At 67.0% G+C, this 16876-nt stretch carries 16 protein-coding genes; 4 read left to right on the plus strand and 12 right to left on the minus strand.

Annotation, left to right across the window (positions count from 1 at the left end; all coding sequences use genetic code 11):
• Positions 1–22: 22 nt before the first annotated feature.
• From ACQHII_RS08725 to ACQHII_RS08760, 8 genes are all read right to left on the minus strand, one after another.
• Positions 23–313 carry a putative quinol monooxygenase gene (locus ACQHII_RS08725; RefSeq protein WP_427918720.1) on the minus strand — a complete coding sequence of 97 codons (291 nt, stop codon included), beginning with the start codon at positions 311–313 and terminating at the stop codon, positions 23–25.
• 41 nt (positions 314–354) lie between these two features.
• Positions 355–1299, minus strand: coding sequence for a 3-hydroxyacyl-CoA dehydrogenase NAD-binding domain-containing protein (locus ACQHII_RS08730; protein WP_427918721.1), 945 nt, complete (start codon positions 1297–1299; stop codon positions 355–357).
• Complete coding sequence (locus ACQHII_RS08735; RefSeq protein WP_427918722.1) at positions 1296–3248, minus strand: acetoacetate--CoA ligase; 1953 nt, start codon at positions 3246–3248, stop codon at positions 1296–1298. The genes ACQHII_RS08730 and ACQHII_RS08735 overlap by 4 nt, the downstream gene beginning before the upstream one ends.
• A gap of 29 nt (positions 3249–3277) precedes the next feature.
• The gene (locus ACQHII_RS08740; protein WP_427918723.1) at positions 3278–4081 is read right to left on the minus strand and encodes a crotonase/enoyl-CoA hydratase family protein; all 804 of its coding nucleotides are present in this window, start codon (positions 4079–4081) and stop codon (positions 3278–3280) included.
• Positions 4082–4083: 2 nt separating this feature from the next.
• Entirely contained in the window at positions 4084–5472 is a 1389-nt protein-coding gene (locus tag ACQHII_RS08745; RefSeq protein ID WP_427918724.1) for an MFS transporter, read from the minus strand.
• Positions 5473–5483: 11 nt separating this feature from the next.
• The gene (locus ACQHII_RS08750; protein WP_427918725.1) at positions 5484–6425 is read right to left on the minus strand and encodes a VOC family protein; all 942 of its coding nucleotides are present in this window, start codon (positions 6423–6425) and stop codon (positions 5484–5486) included.
• Between the two features lie 14 nt (positions 6426–6439).
• Complete coding sequence (locus ACQHII_RS08755) at positions 6440–7300, minus strand: fumarylacetoacetate hydrolase family protein (RefSeq protein ID WP_427918726.1); 861 nt, start codon at positions 7298–7300, stop codon at positions 6440–6442.
• 207 nt (positions 7301–7507) lie between these two features.
• Entirely contained in the window at positions 7508–8179 is a 672-nt protein-coding gene (locus tag ACQHII_RS08760) for a GntR family transcriptional regulator (RefSeq protein ID WP_427918727.1), read from the minus strand.
• 145 nt (positions 8180–8324) lie between these two features.
• On the opposite strand from ACQHII_RS08760, the gene ACQHII_RS08765 reads away from it, so the two are divergent.
• Positions 8325–9047, plus strand: coding sequence for an SDR family NAD(P)-dependent oxidoreductase (locus tag ACQHII_RS08765; protein WP_427918728.1), 723 nt, complete (start codon positions 8325–8327; stop codon positions 9045–9047).
• Positions 9048–9416: 369 nt separating this feature from the next.
• Here the strand turns inward: ACQHII_RS08765 and ACQHII_RS08770 are convergent, their stop codons facing one another.
• The 4 genes from ACQHII_RS08770 to ACQHII_RS08785 form a co-directional block, all read right to left on the minus strand.
• Entirely contained in the window at positions 9417–10109 is a 693-nt protein-coding gene (locus ACQHII_RS08770) for an NADPH-dependent FMN reductase (protein ID WP_427918729.1), read from the minus strand.
• Positions 10106–10681, minus strand: coding sequence for a flavin reductase family protein (locus ACQHII_RS08775; RefSeq protein WP_427918730.1), 576 nt, complete (start codon positions 10679–10681; stop codon positions 10106–10108). Before ACQHII_RS08775 ends, ACQHII_RS08770 begins: the two co-directional genes overlap by 4 nt.
• A 105-nt stretch (positions 10682–10786) precedes the next feature.
• Complete coding sequence (locus ACQHII_RS08780; protein ID WP_427918731.1) at positions 10787–11446, minus strand: nuclear transport factor 2 family protein; 660 nt, start codon at positions 11444–11446, stop codon at positions 10787–10789.
• A 117-nt stretch (positions 11447–11563) separates the two neighbouring features.
• Entirely contained in the window at positions 11564–12688 is a 1125-nt protein-coding gene (locus tag ACQHII_RS08785) for a hypothetical protein (RefSeq protein ID WP_427918732.1), read from the minus strand.
• Positions 12689–13181: 493 nt separating this feature from the next.
• Here ACQHII_RS08785 and ACQHII_RS08790 point away from each other — a divergent pair, with 493 nt between their 5' ends.
• The 3 genes from ACQHII_RS08790 (at position 13182) to ACQHII_RS08800 (ending at position 16870) form a co-directional block, all read left to right on the plus strand.
• Positions 13182–14645: an ABC transporter substrate-binding protein gene (locus ACQHII_RS08790; protein ID WP_427918733.1), complete on the plus strand. Its 1464-nt coding sequence runs from the start codon at positions 13182–13184 to the stop codon at positions 14643–14645.
• The gene (locus ACQHII_RS08795; protein WP_427918734.1) at positions 14638–15480 is read left to right on the plus strand and encodes a nuclear transport factor 2 family protein; all 843 of its coding nucleotides are present in this window, start codon (positions 14638–14640) and stop codon (positions 15478–15480) included. The genes ACQHII_RS08790 and ACQHII_RS08795 overlap by 8 nt, the downstream gene beginning before the upstream one ends.
• A 103-nt stretch (positions 15481–15583) precedes the next feature.
• A complete protein-coding gene (locus ACQHII_RS08800) occupies positions 15584–16870 on the plus strand; it encodes an acyl-CoA dehydrogenase family protein (protein ID WP_427918735.1) in 1287 nt (428 codons plus the stop codon).
• The last annotated feature ends 6 nt before the right edge of the window (positions 16871–16876 follow it).

A 16876-nucleotide genomic window follows, 5' to 3' on the forward strand; every position in this document is an offset into this window, starting at 1 on the left:
AGGCCGCCAGCTTCATCGTGCGTCAGCCGATCGTCTCGTAGAAGGCACGTTCGCGGCCGGCGAGAACGGGGATCGCGACGCCGTGGCCGTACTCGGCGAAGTGCTCCGATGCCCCGTGAGCGAGGTAGGCGTCCTCGTCGTCGTAGATCTCGAAGAGGCGGAAGACGAGCGGTTCGGCCGGGTCCTGGAAGGCCTGGTAGAAGCGGTTGCCCGGCTCCTGGCGAGAGGGCGGGGTCAGCTTTTCGATCGCGTCGCGGACGATGTGCTCCTTGCCCGGTTGGGCGGTCCAGGTGGCGGTGACGACGTAGGCCATGGTGTGGCTCCTGTCTGGGGGTGGTGTTGTCTGTCGGGGCGTCACGGCAGTGCCGTGAGCCCGCGCTTCTGCAGAATGAGGTGGATGAGCAGTTCGTCGCGCTGGGCGACGAGAGCGGTCTCGTCGGTGCATCTGAGTTCAGCGCCCATGCCGGCGACCAGGAGGTCGACGAGCGCCGGTGTGAGGTGGACGCGGCCGAGGTCGGCCATCCACTCCTGGGCGGGTGGTCCGAGATGCTCGAGCGTGTGGGCCAGACCGCCCGCGCCTCCGGAGAGGTGCTGGTTCGCGAAGGGCCCGAGGAGGGCCCACCGAAGGCCGGGGCCGTTGGTGATCGCGGCGTCGATGTCCGCGACGGTGGCTACTCCTCGCGCGACCAACGAGTAGGCCTCCTGCCACAGGGCGGCTTGGAGCCGGTTCGTGATGTGGCCCGGGACCTCGTGTCTGACCAGGACCGGGCGCTTGCCGAGAGAGAAGTAGAAGGCCGACGTGGAGTGGGTCACCGACGGCGTGGTGAGCTTTCCTGGGACCACCTCGACGAGCGGGATCAGGTGCGCCGGGTTGAAGGGGTGGCCTACCAATATCCGCTCGGGGTGCTGGTCGGTCATCTCCTGCAGCTGGGACGGCATGAGCCCCGAAGAACTGCTCGCGATCGGCACGTCGGCGAGTGCGGCCGCGTCGAGTTCCGCGAGGAGGCTCTGTTTGAGCTCGGGGTTCTCGGGGCCGCTCTCCTGGACGAAGTCTGCTTGTTCAACGGCGTCGGCCGCGGAGGACGCGAAGGCCAGACGGTCTCGCGACGCGCCGTCGGCGAGCCCGAGTCGGGTCAGCGCCGGCCATGCCGCGTCGATCGCTACTCGCAGTCTCCGCTCGGCGTATGGCGCCGGATCGTAGGCGCTCACGTCGAGTCCGCGTGCCAGGCACAGTGCGGCCCAACCTGCACCGATGACACCGGTCCCGACGATCGCGACGGTCTCGATGCGCCGGGTCACTGCGATCCCGTGCCTGGCTCAGAAGCGAATTTCGCGTAGGCGTCGAGCGCCGCCGGATCGCTCAGCGCGCCGGGCGAGGCCACATCCTGTGGCCTCGCCCCTTGCAGGATTCGCTTGACCGGGACCTCGAGTTTCTTGCCTGTCCGGCTGTACGGCACCGTCGGGACAGCGATGATCTCGTCCGGCACGTGACGCGGGGACAACGCGGTCCGCAGTTCACGCGCGAGCTTGTGGCGCAGGTCGTCGTCCAGCTCGGAGGTGTCCCGTAGCACGACGAACAGGATCAGACGCCCCATGCCGCCCTCGGAGTCCTCCAGGTGCACCACGACGCTGTCGGTGACCTCCTCGATGTCCTGGAGGACGCGGTAGAACTCGGCGGTTCCTAGACGTACGCCGCCGCGGTTGAGCGTGGCGTCGGAGCGACCGGTGATGAGGCAGGAACCCACCGTGCTGAAACGGCACCAGTCACCGAAGCGGAACACCCCCGGGTACCGGTCGAAATACGCGGCACGGAACCGCTCGCCGTCCACGTCGCCCCAGAAGCCGAGCGGCATCGAGGGCATCGGCGAGGTGATGACCAACTCGCCGACATGGCCGACGACTTCACTGCCGGACTCGTCGAAGGCCTTGACGTCGACTCCGAGACTCGGTCCGGTCATCTCCCCCGCCCAGACGGACTGCAGCGGCGAGCCCTGTACCAGCCCCGTGCACACGTCCGTGCCTCCGCTGCCGACGTTGAGAAGCACCGAGTCGCCGAACTGCTCGGCTACCCACTCGAAGCCCTCGGCGGGGAAGGGACTGCCGGCCGCGCCCAGCTGGCGCACCCGTGACAGATCGAACTCCTTGGCAGGCTCGACGCCCTCCTTCCGGCAGGCCATCAAGTAGCCGGGACTCGCCCCGATGAGGGTGGCCCCGGTCTCCGCTGCCAGGCGCCACTGCTCCCGCAGGTCGGGGTAGAGCGGATCGCCGTCGATCATCACCAGGGACGAGCGCACCAACAGGGCGGAAACCAGCGTGTTCCACATCATCCACGCTGTGGTGGTGAACCACAGGAGCCGGTCCTCCGGTCCCATGTCCCAGTGCAGCGCGTGATTCTTCAGGTGTTCGAGCAGGATCCCGCCGTGGCCGTGCACGATCGCCTTGGGCTTGCCAGTGGTCCCCGACGAGAACAGCACGTAGAGCGGATGATCGAAGGGCACCGGCGCGAAGTCGAGCGGTTCCTCGGTCTCCGCCGACAGGTCGTCCCACGAGGTGGCGTCGGGAAGGACGAGAGGGCCGTAGGGGACGTGGACGACGTGCTCCAACGAAGGCAGCGCCGCGCGAATCTCCCCGATCTCCTTCCGTCGGTCGATGGGCTTCTCGCCGTAGGTGTAACCCGCGACGGCAAGCAGCACCTTCGGCCCGACCTGGCTGAATCGGTCGATGACGCTGACCGAGCCGAACTCGGGGGCGCAGCTGGCCCAGACCGCTCCCAGGCTGGCCGTGGCGAGGAATGCGACCAATGTTTCCGGTGTGTTGGGCAGGTAGCCGACCACCCGGTCGCCTCGCCCGACACCGAGCTTCCGCAACCCGGCGCGCACGCGGCGCACCTCTTCCCTCAGCTCGTCGAAGGTGAGTCGACGCGGTTCGCGGGTCTGCGAGTAGGCCAGGACCGCGGGCCTTCCGCCGTCCTCGGGCCGGCCGAAGCAGTGCTCCGCGTAGTTCAGGCGAGCGCCGCAGAACCATCGCGCACCCGGCATCTCACGACTGTCCAGCACCCGCTCGTACGGCGAGTGGGCCTTGACCTCGAAGTAGTCCCACACCGATTCCCAGAACTCCGCGAGTTCCCGCACGGACCAGGCGTAGAGCTCGTCCCACGACCCGAGGTCGATGCCCCTCTCGGCGGAGAGCCAGCGCAGAAAGCCCTGGACCTTGGCGTTCTCGGAGGCTTGCGAGTCGGGACCGTACAAGAGGCGCGGCTCGGAAACGCTCCGGCCGCTCACCGCGGAGCCCCCGCACCGTTCACCTTGGCCGCGCGGCCGGTGAGGAAGGCGTTCATCCGCTCTTTGGCATCGCTGCCGCTCTGTGCCACGGCCGACATCAGTGACTCCATCAGCAGCCCCGTCTCGGGACTCGTCTCGGCGATCCGGGGCAGCGCCTGAAGTACCGCGTAGTTGACGAAGGGTGAGTTGGCGGCGATCCGCCGGGCGTGCTCGGAGGCCGAGGCGAGTCCCGCGCCCTCGTCCACGAGGTAGTGCACAAGGCCGAACTGGGCGGCTTCCGTCGCGGACAGCACGCGCCCGGTCAGCATCATGTCGGTCATCCGGTGCACGCCGATGAGCCGCGGCACCCGGACGGACCCGCCGCCACCGACGAACAGGCCCCGCTGGCCTTCGGGCAGGGCGAAGAAGGCCGACGGCTCCGCGACGCGGATGTGGGTGGCCGCGGCGAGTTCGAGTCCTCCGCCCACCACCGCGCCCTTGAGGACCGAGATCACCGGAACGGCACCGGCCTCGATCCGTGTGAAGGCGTCGTGCCATGCGCGCGAGTGGTGGAAGCCTCCGACAGCATCCCGTTCGCCCAACTCGGCGAGATCGAGGCCGGCGGAGAAGTGCTCGCCGTCGGCGGTCAGGACGACTGCGCGAGCCCATGTCGGCGGCCGGTGGAAGAAGCCGCCGAGGCCGTCGACGGTGGCGTCGTCGAGGGCGTTGCGCTTGTGCTGCCGCGAGATGGTCAGGACGGCGATGTCGCCCTCCCGCTCCAGCCGCAGCGAGGACGGCAGTCCCGGATCGGTCGTGGTCACGATCAACTCCGATGGTCGAGAAGCTCGATGGTTCGGTCCGGCGCCACGGGCGCGCGTCCAGGTGCACGCGCGGTCGGTCCGTCGGCAGTCGGATAGCCGGGCAGGAGGAAGACCATCGCGACGGCGATCCCGCTGGCGATGGCCAGTGCCGTCAGCAACGCGCCGGAGCCGAGGCCGCGACTGAGCTCAGCGGCGGCCAGCACCGGGGCCAGCGTGTTCGCCGTGGTGGTCAACGCCATGGTGAGTCCCTGGATCTGTCCGAAGGAGCGGAGCCCGAAGTACCGAGCGCTCAGGAACGGGCCCATCGAGCTCTCCGCGCCGGTGGCGAGACCCAGCAGGCACATCCCCACGAACAGCAGCCACAGTTCTTGGCCGCCTGCGGCGACGAGCAGCAACCCGAGTGCAGTGCAGAGGACGAACGGCGCGATCACACGCGAACTCCGAGAGCGGTCCAGGGAAAAGCCGACCAGGGCCTGACCCACGATCGAGGAGACCAGCAGCGCCGACAGCGACAGGGCGATGACGTTCGTCGAAACGCCGTGCGGGGTCAGCAGCGCCTCGGCGTTCGATCGGACCGCCATGGTCGCGCCACCGCTGAGTGCGAGCAGCGCCGTGTAGAGGACCCAGGAGCGGCTGCGCACGGCGGTGGACAGAGCTGCTGACGGGCCGTCGTCACGCGCCTCGTCGGCGCCGAGCAGGATGCTGTCCGCTCCGCGCGGGTGAAGCACCGCCGGAGCTTCACGCAGCAGTAAGATCTGCGCGGGCAGTCCCACCAGCAGGATGACAAGGCCGATCAGGAGATACGTCGCCCTCCAGCCCACCGATTCGACCAGCACGTTCCCGACCGGTGCCAGTACCGCGCTGAACAGCCCGACCGCGGAGCCGAGCAGGAGCGAGAAACCGGCTCCTCGGTGATCGGTGAACCAGGCCGCGACCACTTTGAAGCCCACGCCCAGCGAGGCCGAGAAACCGGCGGTCGCCGAGATGATCAACGCGGTCTGCAGCAGGGCGCGATGCGTGCCCGAAGCCCAGATCGCCACGGTGGCCAGGCCATAGAGCGTCATCATGGGGAAGGCGACGCGGCGGGCTCCCCAGCGGTCGACGAACCTGCCCGTCACGGGCAGCGTCAGTGCCCCGATCAGCATGGGCAGACTGAACATCGACATCACGGACGACCTCGACCAGCCCGTCTGCTGGGATATCGGGGCCACGACGAAGGTGACAAGCGTCATGAGGACGACCGGGCTGAGGCCCATGGAGATCAGAACGGCGAACGCGGCCCGCCTCGCGGCCTTCGGATAGCCGCCCATCGAAATGAAGTAGGCGCCGAGTGAAAGGGGGGCTGCAGGCGGCGCTGCCTGCTCAGCGGGTGTGCCCGACGTGGCGGACATGCCGATCCTCTCTAGCGGTGTCCCACGTGTGCCCCGGCCATGTGGCCGGCGAGGTCCTCTGGACGGAAGAAGTAGTCCGGCGGTGTCGGGCCCCAGCTGAAGAGGGACTTGACGCCCTCCCACACACCCGGTTCCCACAACTCGTCGTCGACGACGCAGTCCATGTCGGAGTAGTACTCACTGAAGTTGCCTGCCGGGTCCTTCAGGTACCAGAAGAAGTTCGAACCGATGTGGTGCCGCCCCAGTCCCCAGACATGACGGTCCGGGTCCTCCTCGAGCATCGACATGGCGCCACGGCCGATCTCGTCCACGTCGTCCACGTGCCACGACGTGTGGTGAAGCAGCGTGATGGGTGCGGCCTGGACAAGGACGTTGTGGTGGTCGGTGCTGCAGCGCATGAAGGCCGCCTCGTCCTTGACCACATCACTGATCTTGAAGCCGAGGCCCTCGGTGAAGAACTTCTGGCTGCTCGGCTGATCGATGGAGCCGAGCACGACGTGACCGAGTTTGCGGGGCCGGACCCGGTTGGTCCGCTCGATACCCGGCGCGCGTTGGTTGAGGCGCACCGGCCGGCCCGGACCGTTGTAGGCCACGGGCTCGTTGGGCGGCGTCTCGATGTGCGGGAGCACCTCGACGTCGACCGCGACGTCCGTGCCGGGGTCACGAGTCGTCAGTGAGGTCTCTCTCCGGTCGACCGGAAGCCCCAGTCGCGCCAGGTTCGACGCGATGCGGTCAAGGTCGTCGGTGTCCTCAGCGGCTACGGTCATGGCCAGGAGCCGACGACGGTCCGCACGAGCGATGTGCAGTTGCTCGCCGCCGTTGACAGTAGCCAGGTGCGTGACGCCGTCGGCGTCGGTACGGGTGATGTCGAGGCCAAAATCCTCGTAGTACGAGGCGACCGCGGGGATGTTCGGCACTCCGAACGTGAGTGATGAGAGACCGTGCAGTGACATCGGGACGCTCCTTCTCAGGCGGAGGTCGGGCAGCCCTGCTCGAGCGGGATCTCGAGGCGCCCCAGGCCCTCGATCTCCGTCATGAGTGTCTCGCCGGGCCGCAGGAAGCGCTGGGGCACGCGCCCCATGCCGACGCCGGCAGGGGTGCCGGTGAAGATCAGGTCCCCGGGGTAGAGGGTGCAGACGCCGGAGAGGTAGGCGACAAGCTCCGGGACCGAGAAGATGAGCTCCTTCGTCCGACTCTCCTGGAGAACTTCGTCGCCGATCCAGCCGCGAATGGCGAGGTCGTCAGGGTGGGGGACCTCGTCGAGCGACACCACCGCCGGGCCGCACGGCGAGAACCCCGGAAACGACTTGCCGAGCGAGAACTGCGGAACCGGTCCGCGGCCTTGAACCGCACGCTCGGACAGGTCCTGTCCGACAGTCAGTCCGGCGACGCAGGACCAGGCGTCCGACTCGGCAACCTGATATGTCTCCTTGCCGATCACCACCACGAGCTCGGCCTCGAAGTCGACGCCCTCCGACGGAAGCGAGACCGGAGTGGCCGGGCCGGCGAGTGAGCTCTGGAACTTCGTGAAGATCAGTGGGAACTCGGGCGCCGGCACGTTGGACTCGGCGGCATGGTCGGCGTAGTTCAGGCCCACCGCGAAGATCTGGCGGGGCTCGGGCACCGGCGTGCCGAGGTCGGCCGGCCCGTACGGGGTCCGCTCGGCCCGGTCGATCGCGACGTCGGCCACCTCGGCGCGGAAAACGGCCCAGTTGTCGAGGACGGAGCGGATGTCAGGCCCGAACTTCCCGTCCGTCAGCCGCTCCACGTCCACAGCGCCGCCATCGACGAGCAGGACGGCTCGGCCGGCAAGGTTTGCAAGTCGCATCGGTTCAGCCCTTCAGATCGCCAGGACCGCACAGCTGAGGTCCTTCAACAGAGCCTGCGACTGCTCACATCGATATGGCAAGAGAAAATCGAAATTTTCTCTTGAAGTCGCTTCTCCGGATCAGAGGAACGGTAGGAATGCTAATAAATCGTCCTCACATTTGGGCAAGTGAGGACGACTCGGATCTCCGACGCCAGCTACCGCCGGTCAGGGCACGTCGACATCCGGCATCGATTCGAGGAGAAGGTCGGTCGTCAGCTGCACGTGCGCCGCCATGAGTTCGCAAGCGCGGTCCGCGTCCCGGTCAAGGACGGCTTCGCAGATCTGCCGGTGTTCTTGGACCACATCCCGGCCCCCACTCACCTTCACCGCCCACGCGCGGTAGAGCTCAGCCTTGTCGTAGAGCCCGGCCCGGATGTTCTGCAGCAGCGGACTGGCGCACCCCGAGGCGACAGCGCCGTGGAACTCCGCGTGAGCAGCACGCCAGGCGGGGTTCATGGCGCCGCCCGACTCCGGAGAAGTGCCGGCGAGGCGATGGTGGGCGGCGAGGACTCCCGCCTCCCAGTCGAGATCGCCCTCGACAGTGGCACGACGGATCATCATCGTCTCGATGTCGATGCGCACCCGGGTCAGATCATTCAGGTGGTCGACCGACAGCGGCATCACGGTGAAGCCCAACTGGGGCGCCGACCCCACCAGCCCCTGCTCCGCGAGCCGGGTGAGCGCTTCGCGTACGACGGAGAGGCTGACGTCGAGCCGCTTCGACAACGGCTGCACCAACAGGCGTTCGCCCGGCTGACGGACACCCGAGAGGATCTCTTCCCGTAGCTCCGCCTGCACGTCTTCCACGAGCGAGGACCCGACCCGTTGCCGCTTCATGCCCGCAGTCTAGCCAGAAAATCGATACTGCTGCCGCTGCTCGATCGAGGGTATGGAAGCGACCACTTACCGAACATGGACTGATGGTCGATTTCATGCCAGAATATCGATTCTCGTGGGATCCGAGCCGAAAAGAGGAACCCGCATGAAGATGAGCCACGTCCCCAGCAACGTCGCAATCGTGACCGGCGGCGGCAGTGGCATCGGCCGGGCATGCGCAGACGCCCTCGCCATCGCGGGACACCAGGTCGCCCTCCTGGACATCGACCCCCACTCCCCCGACCCCCACTTCCCCGTCGTCACGGACGTCACGTCCACCGAGTCGCTGGCGGCAGGGGTCGCGACCGTTGAGCGCGAACTCGGGCCCGTCTCCGTCTTCGTCCACGCCGCAGGCATCAGTGGACCCTGGACGCGCCTGCTCGACCTGTCCGAGTCGACCTGGAACCAGGTCATGGACATCAATGCCGCGGGAACGTTCCGGGCCTGCAAGGCGATACTCCCCGGCATGGTGGAACGCGGCTACGGCCGTGTGGTTCTGGTCGCGTCGGTCGCTGGCAAGGAAGGTTCCGCGCTGCTCCCGGCCTACAGCGCCTCGAAGGCCGCAGTGATCGCAATCGCCAAAGCGCTCGGCAAGGACCTCGCCAAGACCGGTGTTCTCGTCAACGCGATCACACCGGCCGGGATCGACGCGGGCATGACGCATGAGAACAGCTCGGAGATCCAGGCCAAGATGCGAGCGGCCATCCCGATGGGCCGCCTGGGCACCACTGACGAAGTGGCCGCGCTCGTGACCTGGATGGCAAGCCCTGCGTGCAGCTTCTCCACGGGCGCGGTGTTCGACCTGTCGGGCGGACGAAGCACCTACTGATTCCGACCGGCCGACAGCCACCCGATCGGACGCGAGCCACCGCAGGAGCGAGCACGGTGGATCACGTTGGCCTCGCGCTCGGCAGCCTGAAAGCGACTCCCGAGCGGCGGAAGAGCACGCTCGGCCCAGTGCTCGACCGCGCGGTCGCACAGCCGGCGTCTGCCCTCCACACCAACGCCTTCACCGACAGACGTGGAGGGCACCCCTAAATGCCGTGCAGGAGGGGGCAGGCGGCGCGCTCGTGCGTGGTGGATGACTCCAGGTCATCGCTCGTTGCCGCCCGCACACGGTCGGTCGCATGTGGGGGCGCCCCCTCCCATGAAGCCCGGTCACGAAGTCGGCCGGGCGTGACGGTCGCCTTTGTAACCGTTACGGCTTGACCCCCGGCGGTGACGTGACACCGGGAGGGAGCTTCGGGGCACCAGGCGGGAGCAGGCGGCGGAGCTGCGGGACCTGAGCGCGTAGGTCTGCGAGCGCGTTGGTCCAGCGCAGCACCTCGTCCAGGTGGAACGGCAGCGTCTCCTCCACAATCGGTGTCGGGGTGAAGACGCCGTCCTGGACATGCGGCATCACGAAGGGAATGGCGACACCGTCCTGGACGGGCATCATCCGGACCGTCGTCACGATCTGCTTGAGCACCTGTACCGCGCGCAGCCCGGCGCTGATGCCGCCGTAGCTCACGAAACCGACCGGCTTGTACGCCCACTCCCAGAACAGGTACGAGATGGCGTTGAGCAGGCTCGGCGGTGGGCCGTAGTTGTACTCGGGGGTCACGAACAGGAAGGCGTCCGCCGACTCAACCGCACGGCTCCACGCAAGGGTGTGCTCCTGGCTGTACTTTCCGGTGCGCGGGTGGGCGGGCTCGTCGAGCAGGGGCAGGTCGAACTCTGCCAGATCGGCGACCTCGATGTCGAAGCCGCCGTGCCTCTTGGCTGCGTCAGCCGCCCAGCTGCCGATCGGGAAACCTAGTCGCCCGGGTCGGGTGCTCGCGATGATGATCAGAAGTTTTGGAGTCATTGTTCCTTCAAAAGCCGTGTCGGCGAGCGCGGATTGCCCGGTCATGCCGGGAGCATCGAGTGGTCACCGAGCTGGTGCCACGTACGGTTGTGGTAGACGAGCGGTGCGTCGTCAGCCGCCAGCGCGATGTGGGACTGGAGCGCGTGCACGGTGACCACCATCGATCCGCCGGCCTCCATGCGGCCGACTATGCGGCCACGGATCCAGACGGGGACCTCATGGAGATAGGGTTCGCCCGTCGCCAGTCGCCCCCAGCTCTCGGGGTCCGCAAAGCGGTCGACGCCACTCGTCGCGAACAGCCGGGCGGCCGCGAGCTGGCGCACGCTGAGCAGGTGGATGACCACGGTGTCGGCCTTCGCGATCGTCGGCGCACTCGATGACGCGCACGACAACGAGAAGCCGAACAGCGGAGGCTCGGCGCTGACGGAGAACACTGAGGTCGCGGTAAGGCCGGCGGGACCCTCACCCGCGTCTGCGGTGATCACGGCGACGCCTGCGGCGTGGTTGCGGGACACCAGCTTGAACTCTTCGGTCGGCAGTCCGCCGACCAGTGACGTATTGCGCCTGCCGGAGGCTGCGTCGGGGGAAGCCCCGGCTCGCGCGAAGATCGAGCCCATCTCAACTCCTCTGTCGAAATGCATCCATGCCTGAGCACGGGGAAACGGCTTCGTAGGCCGCGAACTGGGCCGAGTCGGAGGCCCAACGCGACCCGCCGCCCCCTCTCACGTCACGTAGTCGTGTTCCACATAGCTGTCGTACGGCTCCGGCGGGACCGGGATCAGTTCCGGCTCCTTCTCGGCGCTGTACTTCGTGACGAGGGTCAGCGCCTCGTCGGGGGCCGCCCAGCCGTTCGGCGTCGGTGGCTCGGTCGGCGGCTCGCTCGAGACAACGCTCGAGTTCACCTCAGAGGCCCAGGTCTGATACACGTGCAGGTGCCAGATCCGCCAGCCCTCGTCGGTCTTGACGAAGTCCACGGAGTAGCGGCACCAGTACCAGAAGGCAATGCGCGGCTTGTCCGGGAGCCAGAAGAACGTGTGCGCCTCGTGCCCCGGCGAGTTCCACACCGCTTTCGCCGTCTGCCCGTCCTTCGCCACCTCGATCACCGGCGTCGTCAGCGTGTGCTCGGCCAGTTCTCCACGGCGGTCCCGTGCCGTCAGTTCCTCTTCGAACATGACGCCGAAACAGCGTCGCGCGGCGTCCCGTCCATTCCATCGCCCGAAGGGCATGTCGATGACGATGTCGTCGCGTTCAGCGAAGAGCTTGACGATCTCCGCATTCTGGTACGCCGAATGCAGGTACTCGTACTTGCCCATCAGATTCTGAACCGCCTGCGCCGCCTCAAGGCGATCGATACGCAGTGCAAGATCCGCGGAGATATCCATTTCGTCCCTTCTTCGTGAATTCAGGCCTTGCCTAATTCGGGCGGATGCCCGGTCCTGGCTCTTGGACCTCAGCGGCATCCGAGACCGTCGGCCGCCCGGACCGCTTGTGCCGACGAGTCAGAAGAGCGCCTCGGCATGCTCTCCGAGGCTGAGGCCGAGCAACGCCCGGCCACCGACGGACGAGACGTAGCGCCAGTCGAGCATGCCGTGGTTGCGCATGACCTGGGTGTCCCGGCAGATCCGGTCCAGCGGATGGCCGGTGCGGTGGATGCTCGCACCCGACGCACGTACCAGCAGGTCGACGGCCTCGAACGCGATGACGCCTGCCGCTGTGACACCGAGGTTGATCTCGGCTCGGCGCTCGAGCGACGGCTCCTCCTGCTTGCCGGCCCCGTAACTGAACACGATGCGATCGAGCGCGTCGTCGAGTACCAGTTCCGCGGTACGCACGCGATGGAACGCCTCGCCGTAGAGCTGGTGGGTCATCGGCTCTTCGATCACCCGGCCGCCGGTCTGCGGACGGATTCGGGATCCGATCCCGTCCCGGAACAACTCGAGTGCCGCGTCAGCGGTCCCCAGCGCGACCAACGGGTGGATCAACGGCAGAACCCGGTGCATGGGATAGCGCAGCATCGGATAGTCGAAGGCCTTGGCTCCGGGGCAGTCGGCGGCTGCGGCTTCGGCGAAGCCGACGGCGAGGTGCTCGGGGACGAAAAGGCCATCGGCCTCCACGTCGTTGCTACCGGTCGCCTCCATACCGGGAACGTCCCATGTCTTGTGGATGGTCACCAAATCGACCCGGACGACACAGGACAACGGCCCGTCCTCGCTCATCGCCATCAGCACCACCCACTCGGAGTGCATGATCCCGGACGCGAACCGCCAGCGCCCCGAGATCCGATAGCCACCCGCAACACGCTCGGCACGTCCGGGAGGCGCCGCGGCTGCCGCGGCGAGCACCCAGGGGCGCCCGGCGAAGATGTCACGCTGCGCTTCCAGACTCAGCTTCGACAGCATCCAGGAGTGGGTCATGAGGAAGCCGCCGATCCAGCCGGCGGACGCGTCACCGCGTGCCAGCGTGCGCGTGATGGCGGCGAAGGACTTGAGGCCGATCTGCAGACCTCCTACCTCGGCGGGTCGCATGGCTCCGAAGAACTCCGCGGCCTCGAAGTCGGCGAGCGTGGCAGGCGGCAACTGGCCGAGCCGCTCACCTTCCGGACCGCGCTCCCGCAGAACAGGCACGAGCTCCTCCGCTCGCGCAAGTAGGTCGTACTCGGTGACTACGGCTGATCGAGTCATGTGTCTGCCCTTCTTTGGACGACCTCTGGTTCGGTCCTGCCAACGAACCGAAGAGAGCGAACGGTACGGTATCGTACCGTCCAGGTGAGAGCAAGAGGGGTGACTCCGGTGCAGTAGTGATTTGCGTCCGTTACACTCCACAATCCGGCGTTTTCGCAACGTGACACCCTCATCACCTGCACCAAGGGGGTGAAGTTGGGATGGTGAGCCGTTGACACCCCCGTAACAGGACAGTACGGTATCGTACTACATTCCGGGCAGAGCCGGGCGATGGCGCCCGGGGAGGTCAACGATGACAACACCTGCTCACGAGAAGCGATGGACACGAAGAGTCTCCGTCGCTGCGGCGGCATCCACCGCCCTCGTCACACTTGCCGCCTGCGGCGGCTCCACCAGTCACAGCGGCAATGGCAACGACAGTACGCTCGCCATCGGGATGGCGAGCGACACCCTGAGCCTGGATCCGACGTCATGCGCTCCGCCGACCTATTGCTTCCCGGCCTACGACTCCCTGGTGCACCAGACCTCGGCCGGAGAGTACGCGGCGGACCTGGCGACGTCGTGGAAGTTCCTCGACTCCGGTCACCAGACGCTGCGGCTCACCCTCCGCCAGGACGCGCACTTCACCGACGGCACCGAACTCGACGCGAAGGCGGTCGTGGCGTCGATGGACAACTTCCTGAAGACGCCCGGCCCGAACCAGTCCAACGCGGTTCCGGTCGACAAAATAACGGCGGCCGACACCTACAGCGTCGATGTCCACTACAGCACACCCGTGACCTACGACTTCGCCCTGTGGCAGCTCAGCGGGCAGAACGGCCTCGGGACGATCATCGGCCCCAAGGGTTTGGCAAACCCCAAGTCGCTGAACACCACGAGCGACGGAATCGGCCCGTACAAACTCGACGCCGCCTCGACCTTGAAGGGCAGCGTTTACACGTACGTGCCGAACCGCGCGTACTTCAACCAATCAGCGATCAAATACAAAAAGGTCACACTCAAGCCGATGCAGAATGCCCGATCGCGCCTGAGCGCCGTTGAATCCGGGCAGATCGACTGGGCCCAGGCCATCCCTTCGACCGACGTGGACACGGCCAAGTCGTCCGGCCTCCGAATCTCCTCGGGCAAGCTGGGAGCGGCGCCCGACGGAATGCCGATGCTGGTGCTGGCGCAGCGCAACAGCGGGCCGCTGGCGAACGTGAAGGTGCGTCAGGCGATCTCCTACGCGATTCCCCGCACGCAGATCACGAAGGCGGTCTTCGGCAGCTCCGCCACACCGACCAGCTCCATGGTCCCCGTCGGCGAACAGGGCTACAACGAAGCCGACACGAACCTCTACGCGTACGACACCGCGAAGGCGAAGCAGCTCCTGGCCGAGGCCGGTTATCCTCACGGCTTCACGCTGACCGTGTTCGACCCCACCGTCTTCGACGCCAACAACACCCTGGGGCAGGCGCTCGTCAACGCTCTCGCGGCGATCGGCGTCAAGGTCGACCTGGTCAGCAGCGACGCGTCCGCCGGCACCGTCGCGCAGCAGGTGGGCAGCGGAAAGTACCCGGCATACGTCTGGAACGCGGGCGCGACCAGCACGTTCTCCCTGGCAGAGGTCAACTTCTCGGCCGGGGCCTACATGAACCCGTTCAAGGTCGCTGCGGACCCGACCCTGGAGAAGCTCGTCAAGCAGGCCGGGCTCGCTGCGACACAGAGCAAGCAGAACACCTTGATGAAGGCGGCCACCGCCCGGCTCGACGAACTCGAATGGGCCGTCCCGGTGGCCTCCGTACCGACGCTGCAGGCGACGGGCAAGGACATCACGAACGTGCCATCGTCGTACCTGACCCGGGAGCTGGATCCGTTCAGCCCCGTCACGAGCGAGAACTGGTACCCGTCCCATGGGTGAACACGAGCCGCAGGTGAAAAAGGCCCTCATCCTCGACTTCTACCGGCAGGTGTTCTGGGGACAGGACATGGCGGCGGTGAGGGAGTTCTGCGACGCGAACGTCCGGGTGCACGCCCCCGATGGCGGCCAGGGACTGGCCGCCATGGAGCAATCGGTCCGCGAGACGTTCGCACCGTCCGCGCTTCCGACACCCGGCACAGGGACGATGCCGGAGCCGGCCCTCGCCGTGGCCGACGAAGACCTCGTGGTCGTCTGTTTCTCCATGCCGCAGCCGGAGCCCGATGACCCCGGCGCCGCGTTCGACTTCTTCAGTTTCGACGCCTATCGCGTCCGGGAAGGCAGGATCACCGAACGGTGGCCCAGCATCAACCGGGCGGCACCGACCCGGTTGTCATGGTCTACCTGGGGTGACGGGACGGCCCGGCCGCGGCCCTCAGCACCCGGGCCAAATCCCGACCGTGCCAAGCACCTGGCCGTGGACTTCTACCGACAGGTCTTCGACGGCCAGGACGTCGGGGCCGCCAAGCGCTTTGTCACCGACGACTACCGGCAGCACGGTCGGCACTACCCACAAGGGCGGACCGGGCTCGAGAACCTGTTGAGCCTGGTCTTTCCCGACGGGCCCCGGCCGGTGCCGGAGAGCATGACATTGCCACACGTCCTGCTCGCCGCCGAAGGAGACATCGTCGTCACGGCCGGACTGTTGCCTCAACCCGACCCAAACGAGCCCGACCGGCGGTATCCCTATTATGCTTTCACTGCCTATTCCATTAGGGACGGCATGCTCGCCGAACACTGGAGCGGCGTGAACAAGGCATCTCCTCCGCGGCATTAAAAGACTGGAAAATCGCGTTCAGCGGAAAACTGGCTCCCGGAAGAACGGGACGATTCAGCATTCACATTCCTCCCTCAGTCGAGGAGGATCCAGGAGGTCAATGATGACGACAACTGCCGGTGAGAACAGGACGACGCCCGACGTGTCCAGTCAGTACGTTCCAGAATTTCTGAGCGAGACCGGCCAGCGGATTGCTCAGGAGGTTTCGAAACTCATTCCGTTGATGCGTGAGGCCGCTCCTGAGGCAGAGCGCCTCGGTGCACTCACTCCGGAAACGGTCCGCGCGCTCTCCGAGACGGGTGTCTTCCATCTGACGACCCCGATCGAGCTCGGCGGCCACGCGGTGGGTGCCCGTGACATGCTCGAGGCCATCGCCACCGTGGGCCGTGGTGACGGTTCGGCCGCCTGGCTCGTCTCCGCCGCGACGGGCAACAACGTGATGGCTCTCGCGTATCCGCAGCAGGCCATTGACGAGGTCTACGACGTATCGGAGGGCTGGGAGGGGCCCCTGCTCGTCGGTGCCTCGCTGTTCGCCACCCGGGTCGGATCGGCGCGCAAAGTGGACGGCGGATGGCTGGTGCGCGGGAAGTGGGGGTTCGGCAGCGGCTGCAAGCATGCCGCCTGGGCGATGGTCGGCGTGGAGTTCGAGGACGACAACGGTCCCGGCCGCGGCCAGGTGATCCTCTCGCGCGACCAGTACACGATCCTCGACGACTGGAACGTCATGGGCATGTGCGCCACCTCCAGCAACACGCTCGTGGCCGAGACCGAGGTGCTCGTCCCCGCCCACCGCTTCATCAAGATGTCCGATCTCCCGATGTTGATGGACGGTCTGCGCGGCAAGTACCAGGGCGTCGGGTTCACGTGGGGATCGCAGGGCAGGGTGCTGGCGATCACGCTGAGCAGCGCTGGGAACGCCCTCGGCATGGCCAGGGGTGCCCTGGAGTGCTTTGCCGAGCAGGCACCGGCCCGTAAGCCGTTCAACCTGCCCTATCCGACCGTCGCCGACACGCCGTCGACGCAGGTGACGGCGGGCAGGACGCGGGCGATGATCAACGCTGCCCAGGCAGTGATGGAGCGCCACGCCGACGCTGTCGACCGGCGGAGCCTGGCGGGCGGGGACTTCACCGAGGATGAGGCCAGCGAGTTGCACATGGACCTCATCTACGCGATCCGGCTCTGCGCCGACGCGGTCGACATGATGCAGATCGCGCTCGGCTCCTCCACCGTCAGTCTGAAGAACCCGATCCAGCGGTTCGCTCGCGACCTGCGAGTGCTGAGCACGCACGGAGCCATCCGCTTCGACCCGATGGCCGAGATCAACGGTCGCGATGTGTTCGGCCTCGAGTCCGTCGGCATGTTCGCCGGCGGACTGCCCAACGTCGGCTGACAGGAC

Origin of the sequence: Streptomyces sp. cg40, assembly GCF_050320165.1 — a bacterium.
GTDB lineage: Bacteria > Actinomycetota > Actinomycetes > Streptomycetales > Streptomycetaceae > Streptomyces > Streptomyces hokutonensis.

Excerpts from the sequence above, each read along its gene's own strand:
- ACQHII_RS08795 (WP_427918734.1), top strand. The coding sequence starts at position 14,638 with ATGGGTGAACACGAGCCGCAGGTGAAAAAGGCCCTCATCCTCGACTTC.
- ACQHII_RS08755 (WP_427918726.1), bottom strand. The coding sequence starts at position 7,300 with ATGCGACTTGCAAACCTTGCCGGCCGAGCCGTCCTGCTCGTCGATGGC.
- ACQHII_RS08765 (WP_427918728.1), top strand. The coding sequence starts at position 8,325 with ATGAAGATGAGCCACGTCCCCAGCAACGTCGCAATCGTGACCGGCGGC.
- ACQHII_RS08775 (WP_427918730.1), bottom strand. The coding sequence starts at position 10,681 with ATGGGCTCGATCTTCGCGCGAGCCGGGGCTTCCCCCGACGCAGCCTCC.
- ACQHII_RS08725 (WP_427918720.1), bottom strand. The coding sequence starts at position 313 with ATGGCCTACGTCGTCACCGCCACCTGGACCGCCCAACCGGGCAAGGAG.
- ACQHII_RS08800 (WP_427918735.1), top strand. The coding sequence starts at position 15,584 with ATGACGACAACTGCCGGTGAGAACAGGACGACGCCCGACGTGTCCAGT.
- ACQHII_RS08760 (WP_427918727.1), bottom strand. The coding sequence starts at position 8,179 with ATGAAGCGGCAACGGGTCGGGTCCTCGCTCGTGGAAGACGTGCAGGCG.
- ACQHII_RS08745 (WP_427918724.1), bottom strand. The coding sequence starts at position 5,472 with ATGTCCGCCACGTCGGGCACACCCGCTGAGCAGGCAGCGCCGCCTGCA.
- ACQHII_RS08780 (WP_427918731.1), bottom strand. The coding sequence starts at position 11,446 with ATGGATATCTCCGCGGATCTTGCACTGCGTATCGATCGCCTTGAGGCG.
- ACQHII_RS08750 (WP_427918725.1), bottom strand. The coding sequence starts at position 6,425 with ATGTCACTGCACGGTCTCTCATCACTCACGTTCGGAGTGCCGAACATC.
- ACQHII_RS08790 (WP_427918733.1), top strand. The coding sequence starts at position 13,182 with ATGGCGAGCGACACCCTGAGCCTGGATCCGACGTCATGCGCTCCGCCG.
- ACQHII_RS08770 (WP_427918729.1), bottom strand. The coding sequence starts at position 10,109 with ATGACCGGGCAATCCGCGCTCGCCGACACGGCTTTTGAAGGAACAATG.